Origin of the sequence: Bathymodiolus platifrons methanotrophic gill symbiont (genome assembly GCF_002189065.1) — a bacterium.
Lineage (GTDB): Bacteria > Pseudomonadota > Gammaproteobacteria > Methylococcales > Methylomonadaceae > Methyloprofundus.
This window is the reverse complement of sequence record NZ_BDMN01000178.1, coordinates 1-9,384: the sequence shown is the minus strand read 5'-3', so window position 1 is coordinate 9,384 and position 9,384 is coordinate 1. Positions and strand designations below refer to the sequence as shown.

The following is a 9,384-nucleotide window of genomic DNA, read 5'->3' as shown; positions in this document are numbered from 1 at the left end:
GCGTAGGCGAATGAATGTTGGTGACAGGAGTCCCAGAATTTCGTGAGGTAGCATGGCGCGCCTGTTAAATTGCTACTATGGTATAAACTCAATGTTATCAAGAGCAAGGGGCGTTGACGATTTATAGGGCCTTCCTGTTTAAACCAGACTTGCCTTAATCTGCTGCAGGGATTCTTCTGTCAGGCGCTGGTTATTTTGATCTAAAACATCACCTTTAAGGGCAAGCGATAATTGCCCAATTGTTTCAATCATCTCATCAAATACTTGCGCAGCATTTTCCAATTCTCTTGGCTGCATAAAAAAATTAAGCCCAGGACAAAGGTGGGTTTCCCAGTCATCACCAGGAAAAATACCAGGCTCTTCCATACTGGCAACCGCATAATCAACCTGATTTAAATCATCCAGCTTTTCAAATACCTTAACGCTACCATAAATCAAACCCGTATTTTCAAACGCTTCTAATAACTGAATACCCGAAAAACCATCATCTGTCTTAGGCACAAGACTCAATTGTATTAACGCCGGTAATGAATTATCTTCAGATAGTGACTGTTGGCTTTCCTGCTCTACTTCATCCACTGGTGCAAGTTCATTAGCATCAACGCCACTTTGCTGTGCTTCCTGCATATACTTCGTATTTAAACGCGTTTTAACTTGTGAATCATTATTTTCACCAGTATTTATGGGCACAATATCAAAATCATCCTCCTCAGTACTCACTACCAGGCTTGGATCTATATTCTCCAGAGGATCATGATTATCATAAAAATTGATTTTTTTACGTTTTGATCCACCACTAAACATTGCCCATAAAATCATTGCTAAAATAACTACGGCACCCACCGCAATAATGACTAATCTTAATAAATCTTTATCCATTTTTTAACTCTCTGCCATTGCTACTGCTTCTTGAATATCTACCGCTACCATACGAGAAACACCGGGTTCCTTCATAGTAACACCTGCTAATTGCTGTGCAATTTCCATGGTCACTTTATTATGTGAAATATATAAAAATTGTACGCTTGCGGACATTTCTTCAACCATTGCTGAAAAACGCCTTACATTCGCCTCATCTAAAGGTGCATCAACTTCATCCAGCAAACAAAAAGGTGCTGGATTAAGATCAAAAATAGAAAAAACCAAAGCGACTGCTGTTAACGCTTTTTCTCCACCTGATAACAAATGAATGGAACTATTACGTTTGCCTGGTGGCTGAGCAATAATATTGACCCCACTTTCCAGTAAATCATCATCTGTTAAGGATAAATACGCTTTGCCACCACCAAAAAGTTTAGGAAACTTCTCTTGTAAACCCATATTTATTTTATCAAATGTTTGCTTAAATCTCTGCCGACTTTCTTCATCAATTTTTGCAATCGCCTGTTCCAGAATTTCTAATGCTTCTAATAAATCAGCATTTTGTTCATTTAGAAAGTTCATGCGCTCTGATTGCGCCTTATATTCCTCTATTGCCGTTAAATTAATCGTGCCTAATCGTTCTATCTGTCGACTTAAATCATCTACTTGCACTTTCCACGAAGATTCATCAGCATGCGCAGCAATAGTTTGTATAATTTTCTCCGCATCCGCTTCTAGTTCATCTAATTGCTCAGTGACCGTTTGCTGACGAACCTGGCTTTCCTGTTGTTCAAAGCGGATACTATCCAGTAATTCTTTTTTCTTCTCTAAGTGTTGCTGTACTGAGGAGAACTGCTCTGCAACTTCTGTTATTTCTGTCTCTAAAGCCTCTTGTTGCTCTCTCAGTTGTTTTAAATCCTGTTCAAATTTATCTTTATCCTGCTGTAAAGTTTCCAGTTGATAACGTTCATCATCCATTGGCTCTAGTGTTGAATGCAGTTTTTTTTCTAATTCAACTATGCGTTCCTGAGCATGCTGATATTGCAGCTGTAAACGCTCTATTTGTTTTGTAGTTAAGGTATCAGAGGATTTTAAACTAGCAATACTGGCTTGCAAAGCATGTACTTGCTGACGACTTTCATTGACTTGTTTATTACTTTGTTCATTTTCTGTCTGCAGACTATCGCTACTTTGCTCTAAATGAAACCTGGTTTCCTCAAGAGCTTCCATCGCCTCTTCAGCCTGCTCCTTAATCATAGCGGCTTCTTCACGTGTTTCTGTATTATCAAGTAATTCCCTATTAATATCAGCCATTTCATTCATGACTTGCGCCAGACGCTGTTGCTGCTGCTCTACCCGCGCAGAGTGTGCACTAAATTCAGCAGTTTTCTGTGCCAGTTCATTACTCACCTGTTTGTATTTTTGCTGAAAATCTTCACGCTGCTTTTCAGCTTCTTTTAAAAATTCTTCTGCTGCTTCCAATTGCTCTTCAGTCACAACAACACGTGCTTGTAATTCAATCTGCTCTTCTTTAAGCAAGCGTAATTCTTTTTCTCTTTGTAAAACGCCTGATTTTGCATCATGATCGTGAATCACTTTGACCCAGCCATATCCCATCCAGGTGCCCTGCGTGGTTATAACTGATTCATAGGGCTTTAACTGGCCCACTAGTTGCCTAGCTTGCTCTGAATTATCCGCACAATAAATACCCGATAATAATCCGTGTAAATTCCAGAGTGTTTTAATTTTATCTATTAGCCGAGTCAGGTCTTTTGCTGGTTCATCCAGTAATGGGTTTTGTGTTTCAAATAAAGTTAAAGACTCATCACTTAGCGACGAGAGTTCATCAATTAACTGGTCTGCATTCTCAATACACACAGCCTCTAAATAAGTGCCTAACACTGTTTCCACAGCACCATCCCAGCCAGGCTCTACATCAATAAACTCTGCCAGACGCTGGTTATCTGTTAATGCCATCCGATCCAGCCAATGGGTTAACTTCTGATTATCCTTACCCATCGCATGCTGCTGTAGTAATTCCAAGGATGTAACTTTTCCTTTAATCGTTTGCAGCTCAGAACGGTCTCTGTGCAACACATCATGGTATTGTTTGATTTGCTGCCTTAATTCGGTAATAGACAGATGTACAGCATCCAGCTCAATCTGCAACTGATCCCGTTGCTCCTCAATTAGATTAATTGATTGATCAAGAGTCTCAATTTCTTCTTGCAGGCCTTTTTCATTTAACTCATCATGCTCGCCTTGTAATCGCTGCAATCGACTTTGTACTTGAAAAGTCTGATTTTCTAATTGCGCGATCTGCATACGTTTTACTTCAGCTTGTTCCCGGTAATTAGCATATTGATTTTTATAAGCTTCCCACTCCTGCTGCCAGGCAAGACGCTTTTCCTGAGCAGCACTCTGAATTTCCAGTAACTCCTCTTCTCTTTCCTGAGCAACGAATAAAGACTCCTCCGCTTCCAGTAAAGATTCTTTTATCTCTTCTAATTGCAGCAGGTCTTCATCTAAATTTCCCTTTAGTTGATCAGCCTGCTCACGCAAGCGGGCAAGCTCTAATTCAGTTTCTTCATGTGACTGCTCATTATGCTTAATAATTTGATCCAGACGACTTACTTCGGCAACGACATGATAATACTCACCCTGTTGTTTATCTACGGCTTGTTGTTGCGTTTTATGTGTAACCCTTTTTTGCTCTAGCGCCTGTTCTAGTTCTTTACGCTCCATAAACAACTGGTTATGTGCTGTTGCTGCATCCTGCAGTTTAACTTCCAGTTGCTCAGCCATTTGATGATGCGCACGCCAGCGCATAGCTAATAATTCGAGCTTTAATTGTCGTTCCTGAGTTTTTAGAGTAGTGTATTTTTCTGCTTTTTCAGATTGTTTTTTTAAATGATTAAGCTGTTTTTCTACTTCATCGCGGACATCATCCAGGCGTTCCAGATTTTCACGCGAATGACGTATGCGCATTTCAGTTTCATTACGCCGTTCTTTATATTTAGTAACACCTGCCGCTTCTTCTATATGAACACGAAGCTCATCTGGTTTCGCTTCAACTACACGGGAAATGGTTCCCTGTTCAATAATCGCGTAACTACGTGCTCCTAAACCCGTCCCTAAAAATAAATCAGTAATATCTTTACGCCGGCATTTAGTACCATTAAACATATAAATAGACTGACCATCTCTACTTACCTGGCGTTTAATAGCAATCGTGTTATATTTTGCAAACTCACCGCCTGCACGACCTTCACTATTGTCAAAAATTAGTTCAACCGAGGCTGTGCTAACAGGTTTTCGTCCAGAAGAGCCATTAAAAATAACATCCGCCATACTACCGCCACGCAAGTGCTTAGCTGAGCTTTCGCCCATCACCCATCGCACAGCATCGATAATATTGGATTTGCCACAACCATTTGGCCCCACAATACTAATTAGATTTCCTTTAATAGGAATCGTCGTAGCATCGACAAATGATTTAAAACCTGAAAGTTTAATTTTTTCCAGCTTCATTACTGGTAAAATACCGTGTTTTTAAAATAAACGGCCATTATACTTTATGCAACATAATGTAACAGGCTAAATCACACTTAACAGCACAAATCGTTATGGCAACAAAACCAAGCAAAGACTTACAAGCATTTGATAATCCCCAACCTGGCCGTGATTTTACCATCCGCATTGATACGCCTGAATTTACCTGTCTTTGCCCCCTAACAGGCCAGCCTGACTTTGCCGAAATCACGCTTGAATACGTACCTGATAAACTGTGCATAGAATTAAAAGCCCTAAAACTTTACCTATGGACTTTCCGTGATCGCGGCGCTTTTCATGAAGCCGTCACCAATGAAATTCTCGATGATATTGTTAAGGTAACGCAGCCCAACTTTATGCGCGTACGAGCTGACTTTAATGTTCGTGGTGGTGTCTACACTTCAGTGATTGTGGAGCATCGCAACCCTGATTGGCACGCACCTGAGTTAGTACAGTTGCCCTAGAATCATGGCAACACTTCAAAACCAAACGTAGGGCGTGGCTTCAGCCCGCCATAAACACTGCATTGACCTTTTGCGGGCTGAAGCCACACCCTACAAACAGGTTATTACATACAATGCATGGATTGCTCGATGTATTAAAGCAAGCTACAAACCAAACATTTTAATCAATCATCATGACATTTAAAGAAAGCCTAACTACCCTGCCCCAATATATATTACCGCATCATCCCTTATCAAGATTAATGCGCCAACTAACCCATAGTAAAAACAAAGCCTGGAAGAATCTATTTATCAAACAGATTGTCAGTCATTATGGAGTTAATATGGATGAAGCAAAAGATTCATCTGTAAATAGCTATGCCAGCTTTAACCAGTTTTTTACCCGGGAATTAAAAGCAGACGTGCGTACCACGGCCAATAATAAAGGAGATATTGCCTGTCCAGCCGACGGGGCTGTTAGTCAAGCCGGCGATATTACTGAAGGCAACATTATCCAGGCAAAAGGTAAAAGTTATACTGCAGTTGACTTATTAGGCGGTGATGAACAACGTGCAGCGCCTTTTAAAAATGGTAAATTCACCACAATATACTTATCGCCTAAAGATTATCACCGCCTGCACATGCCATTAGATGGCACGCTTAAAGAAATGATTCATGTACCAGGACGGTTATTCAGCGTGAATGCTGCAACTGCAAATTCAGTACCTCGTCTATTTGCTAGAAACGAGAGAGTCGTCGCTATTTTTGATACTGAAATAGGCCCTATGGCATTAGTACTTGTTGGGGCTATCTTTGTTGCCAGCATAGAAACTGTATGGCATGGCGAAGTCACCCCACCTACCGCCAAAGAAGTACAAACCTGGCAATATACCGACAATGCACCGCATTTAAAACGCGGCGAAGAAATGGGACGTTTTAATATGGGCTCAACAATTATTGTTCTTTACGGTAATGATGTTATGAACTGGGAAGATAGACTTGTAGCAGGCAAAAAAGTCCAATTAGGTGAAAAAATAGGTCAAACTTCGGTTTAATTAAGCATCATTCAAAGCAAGGCTGATATTGTTTCACACAAACCAAACGTAAAGATTCGACTAACCCATCTATCATTACCGAGCTTGTCCAACAAACGGTTCAGATTGTGGCTCGCTTCGCGATCACAATCTAACCTTGTTCGTTGCGATTAATGGCTCAATATGTACTTCTGGTTTATGTGCTGACAAATCAAACGTGTTTTGTAGGTTCAACCAAAACTCAGGGGTTGTACTTAAAGCTTCTGATAAAAGCCACGCCGTGTTAGGTGAAACACCTCTTTTACCTCTTACTACTTCATTAATTCTTTGTACTGGTATTCCAATATGAGTAGCTAAAGCTTTTTGAGTTACTCCCATAGGTTCAAGAAACTCTTTAAGCAAAATAACTCCTGGATGTGTTGCTTTTCTATTTGTTGGAATCATTTTAATACCTCAAGTTAATGATAATCTAAAATTTTAACTTCATAAGCATTTGATGCCTCCCATCGAAATACTATACGCCACTGTGAGTTAATACGAATAATATGTAACTCTGAAAAGTTACCTTTTAGAGACTCTAATCTATTTCCTGGAGGCCAACGTAAATCATCTAATGTTTGTGCTGCATTCAAAATATCCAGTTTATATAATGCTGACTCTAAAATTTGTTGTGGTAATCGCCTGACACGAGCACTAGATACTCCATGATATAAATCTTCTGTGGCTTTATCTGCAAATGAAATAATCATCACACAAGAATAACGGATACACGGTATTCATGCAATATATTTTTGATTTTTAGTTATTGCCGTATTTCAAGTTATCTGCAGACAATGGCAAACAAAGGATACAATCCTCTTATTGCTATTCAAACAAGAAAGGGATATAAAATAGGCGCGCCATGCTACCTCACGAAATTCCGGGACTCCTGTCGCCGTAATTCGTTCACCTACGCAGCGAATAGGAGATGCTCCAGCCGCCCTGCGTCCGCCACAGACTGAGCACAAAGCAGCTCAGTCATGGCTACCTCAAATGGCTCTACGGCTATTCGGGATAAAATTTTAGCCTCCCTCGCGCGCTATCGCGCACTTCGGATTGGCAAATTTCCCTGCGCCTTCTGGAGACTATCATCCCGTCTTAGGAAGATCATTACAACACTTACTTGAAGTTATAAATGATCTTGAAAATAAAGGAATCGGTTTCACTTCATTAACTGAATCAATAGACACGACTACAAGCACAGGCAAACTTGTTTTTAATATATTTGGCTCACTTGCAGAATTCGAACGCTCATTAATTAAAGATAGAGTAAAAGCCGGCTTAGAGGCGGCTAGAAAAAAAGGAAGAATTGGAGGAAGGCCCTCAGCTCTTGATGAACAACAAAAGGAAATGGCAATAACGATGTTCAACGGCGGTGCATTGAAATCTGATATAGCAAAACATTTTGGTGTTACGAGACAAACTATTTACACTATACTTAAAGATATAGACAAATAAATAGCTCATACGCTACAACACACGCCATATAACAGAGCCCTGACGCATGAACTAAACAACCACCCGCTATAAAAGTGCGTGGGTTAGAGAGACTGGCGACTGAAAGTCGGGATACAGGGCAAATAGCCCTGTTATTTCAGCTCTCGCTGCCAGCCATGGAGAGCGAACGCGAGGGCTGGTAGTCCCCAGAAGGCGTAGGGCCGTTGTTTTGTCGGAATCGTAGCGCTAGCGTAGGTGGAGACAAAATAAAAGGCATTCCGAAACGCCGTCCAGTCATTTGAGGGAGTGTTACGAAGCCAGCACCGAGTTTACGATGGTAGTGGCGAAGTGGCACGTACGCAGGACGTCTGGGGCGCCGAAGGCATTAGCGGTCGCGTTAAGTTTTTGCCGCTTGCTTGGGCTGGGATGCCCAAAACAAGCTTTCGCAAAAATAGCGACTCCCCGCCCATACTCTGTTTTAAAATTGTCATTCGGGTTGGCGTCAAAATGGTGATCAAGATAATTCTTTATCATTTCCTCAGTCATTTGCCTTACCAACTCTCTTACACCCAAGCTGATATCACCTTTTAAAACTTGGTATCTGTATTTTGTTACCCAAACAAAATGATATGCAATATTGTAGACTGTATGATTGCCATAATGATAATCCATCTTTAGGAACGTGTACGAAACAACTTACCGATATAAATTATTTTTGAGGAATCGCACGATAATTCCATTTTGGTAAATGCTCATCAAATACAATGGGCATTTTCTCCTTAAAGTCAGTAGCGTATTTTCTCCCTGTCTCATATATTTTATCAAGTATGTTAACAACGGTTGTGAGTCCAGTCGAAGTTGATGTTCTGGCAATCAATGTTTTAACCGTTTCAATTGAATCAAATACAACTCCTTCACAAGCGCGAGTCACATGAGGAAAAAACCGATTCTCTATCGGATTATACTTTGAGGTATAAGGTGGATAATGGACAATCCTAATTTCCACTCCAAGTGCATTAGCTGTCTTTTGTAAATCTTCTTTAAAAATATAGTGCCGAGAGCTGTTGCTTCCTCCACCATCACAAAGGATCAATAGTGATTTTGCTTTAGGGTAATGGATAATACCTTCGTTTATCCACCATTGAGATAAGCTATCACAAGCAAACTCACTGGTATCATGACTCGTTCCAAGTGTGATATATCCTGTATTTAGTTTGAGGTCATAAAATCCATGAGGAATGACACTACCTGTTGCAGAACTGGGAAAATCATGGTCATTCGTTTGAATGGCTGCTTGTGTATAGAGCGATCCATTACGATAAAAAGTACCCAATAACTCTTTCTTTTTGGTATCCATACTAATAACAGGGTTTCCCGCATCCAGGTAGTCCTGCTTCAATTGGGTAATATTTTCAAATTGAGCATTGCGGTCAGGATGACCACCCATCGTAATGTTTTTCTGGGCTTTGCGCTTAACATATTCATGTTTTTTTAATAAATATCGAACGATATTACGACTGACAGAATAACCCTTTTTTAATAATTCACTGACGATTTCACGCGGCTTTAGATAAGTCCACCTAATAGATGAGTTCATTGGATCACCTGCTGTATGCTGCTGAAGAATAGCTAAAAAGTCTTGATCTATTCCTTTATATTCGGGCTTAGATAACTTTTTTTTCGACCGCCTCCAGGTTGTCTGATTCCCGCCGTATCCTGCTCTAATTCGCTGAGTTCTTTTTGTCCACGGCGGATGGTTTTTGGATCACACCCTAATAAATCTGAAATATAGTTAACGCCACCATGAGATAATTTTTCACTCTCAATGGCGGCATAGCGTCGTTTGTCTTTTTCACTCAGTGAGCCATAAAATTTTTTCATTGATTTTTCGATACTTGTTTTATAAGGAAATGACATAAGACAAGGACTAAGTTATAAATTAAGATAATCTTGATTTAGGGGAGATATTTTATTATTCAAGCTTAACTTATTTCAGGAAGTTATTTCGTACACATTCC

At 40.2% G+C, this 9,384-nt stretch carries 11 protein-coding genes and 1 pseudogene; 4 read left to right on the top strand and 8 right to left on the bottom strand.

All coding sequences use genetic code 11. The features are described from left to right. Window positions 1–138: 138 nt before the first annotated feature. Together CDZ78_RS10780 and smc are read right to left on the bottom strand one after the other, a co-directional pair. Window positions 139–879: a cell division protein ZipA C-terminal FtsZ-binding domain-containing protein gene (locus CDZ78_RS10780; RefSeq protein WP_087870018.1), complete on the bottom strand. Its 741-nt coding sequence runs from the start codon at window positions 877–879 to the stop codon at window positions 139–141. A gap of 3 nt (window positions 880–882) precedes the next feature. Next, on the bottom strand, window positions 883–4,392 hold the full coding sequence (smc, locus tag CDZ78_RS10775; protein WP_087870017.1) for a chromosome segregation protein SMC: 3,510 nt from the start codon (window positions 4,390–4,392) through the stop codon (window positions 883–885). 95 nt (window positions 4,393–4,487) lie between these two features. Between smc and queF the strand changes: the two genes are divergently transcribed. Together queF and asd are read left to right on the top strand one after the other, a co-directional pair. Then, complete coding sequence (queF, locus tag CDZ78_RS10770) at window positions 4,488–4,877, top strand: preQ(1) synthase (protein ID WP_087870016.1); 390 nt, start codon at window positions 4,488–4,490, stop codon at window positions 4,875–4,877. Between the two features lie 173 nt (window positions 4,878–5,050). Next, window positions 5,051–5,911, top strand: a complete 861-nt coding sequence (gene asd, locus CDZ78_RS10765) for an archaetidylserine decarboxylase (RefSeq protein ID WP_087870015.1) — start codon at window positions 5,051–5,053, stop codon at window positions 5,909–5,911. Window positions 5,912–6,034: 123 nt separating this feature from the next. On the opposite strand, the gene CDZ78_RS10760 is transcribed toward asd, so the two are convergent. From CDZ78_RS10760 to CDZ78_RS21230, 3 genes are all read right to left on the bottom strand, one after another. Continuing rightward, the gene (locus CDZ78_RS10760) at window positions 6,035–6,334 is read right to left on the bottom strand and encodes a HigA family addiction module antitoxin (protein ID WP_087870014.1); all 300 of its coding nucleotides are present in this window, start codon (window positions 6,332–6,334) and stop codon (window positions 6,035–6,037) included. Window positions 6,335–6,348: 14 nt separating this feature from the next. Then, entirely contained in the window at window positions 6,349–6,639 is a 291-nt protein-coding gene (locus CDZ78_RS10755; RefSeq protein WP_087870013.1) for a type II toxin-antitoxin system RelE/ParE family toxin, read from the bottom strand. Window positions 6,640–6,705: 66 nt separating this feature from the next. Then, the gene (locus CDZ78_RS21230) at window positions 6,706–6,897 is read right to left on the bottom strand and encodes a hypothetical protein (protein WP_140414002.1); all 192 of its coding nucleotides are present in this window, start codon (window positions 6,895–6,897) and stop codon (window positions 6,706–6,708) included. Between the two features lie 12 nt (window positions 6,898–6,909). On the opposite strand from CDZ78_RS21230, the gene CDZ78_RS21940 reads away from it, so the two are divergent. Further along, complete coding sequence (locus CDZ78_RS21940; RefSeq protein ID WP_167374258.1) at window positions 6,910–7,056, top strand: hypothetical protein; 147 nt, start codon at window positions 6,910–6,912, stop codon at window positions 7,054–7,056. Further along, on the top strand, window positions 6,986–7,387 hold the full coding sequence (locus CDZ78_RS10750; protein ID WP_167374257.1) for a recombinase family protein: 402 nt from the start codon (window positions 6,986–6,988) through the stop codon (window positions 7,385–7,387). Before CDZ78_RS21940 ends, CDZ78_RS10750 begins: the two co-directional genes overlap by 71 nt. 450 nt (window positions 7,388–7,837) lie before the next feature. Here CDZ78_RS10750 and CDZ78_RS10745 read toward each other — a convergent pair. The 3 genes and pseudogenes from CDZ78_RS10745 to CDZ78_RS23135 form a co-directional block, all read right to left on the bottom strand. Next, a pseudogene (locus CDZ78_RS10745) lies at window positions 7,838–8,038 on the bottom strand (transposase); the annotation flags it as partial. Between the two features lie 37 nt (window positions 8,039–8,075). Further along, entirely contained in the window at window positions 8,076–8,993 is a 918-nt protein-coding gene (locus CDZ78_RS10740) for an ISAzo13 family transposase (RefSeq protein WP_244559225.1), read from the bottom strand. Window positions 8,994–9,010: 17 nt separating this feature from the next. Continuing rightward, window positions 9,011–9,283, bottom strand: a complete 273-nt coding sequence (locus tag CDZ78_RS23135) for a hypothetical protein (protein ID WP_230990520.1) — start codon at window positions 9,281–9,283, stop codon at window positions 9,011–9,013. Window positions 9,284–9,384: the final 101 nt, after the last annotated feature.

What these genes read in the sequence shown, in the direction of transcription:
- CDZ78_RS10780 (WP_087870018.1), bottom strand. Translation starts at nt 879, where the DNA reads ATGGATAAAGATTTATTAAGATTAGTCATTATTGCGGTGGGTGCCGTA.
- smc (WP_087870017.1), bottom strand. Translation starts at nt 4,392, where the DNA reads ATGAAGCTGGAAAAAATTAAACTTTCAGGTTTTAAATCATTTGTCGAT.
- queF (WP_087870016.1), top strand. Translation starts at nt 4,488, where the DNA reads ATGGCAACAAAACCAAGCAAAGACTTACAAGCATTTGATAATCCCCAA.
- asd (WP_087870015.1), top strand. Translation starts at nt 5,051, where the DNA reads ATGACATTTAAAGAAAGCCTAACTACCCTGCCCCAATATATATTACCG.
- CDZ78_RS10760 (WP_087870014.1), bottom strand. Translation starts at nt 6,334, where the DNA reads ATGATTCCAACAAATAGAAAAGCAACACATCCAGGAGTTATTTTGCTT.
- CDZ78_RS10755 (WP_087870013.1), bottom strand. Translation starts at nt 6,639, where the DNA reads ATGATTATTTCATTTGCAGATAAAGCCACAGAAGATTTATATCATGGA.
- CDZ78_RS21940 (WP_167374258.1), top strand. Translation starts at nt 6,910, where the DNA reads ATGGCTACCTCAAATGGCTCTACGGCTATTCGGGATAAAATTTTAGCC.
- CDZ78_RS23135 (WP_230990520.1), bottom strand. Translation starts at nt 9,283, where the DNA reads ATGTCATTTCCTTATAAAACAAGTATCGAAAAATCAATGAAAAAATTT.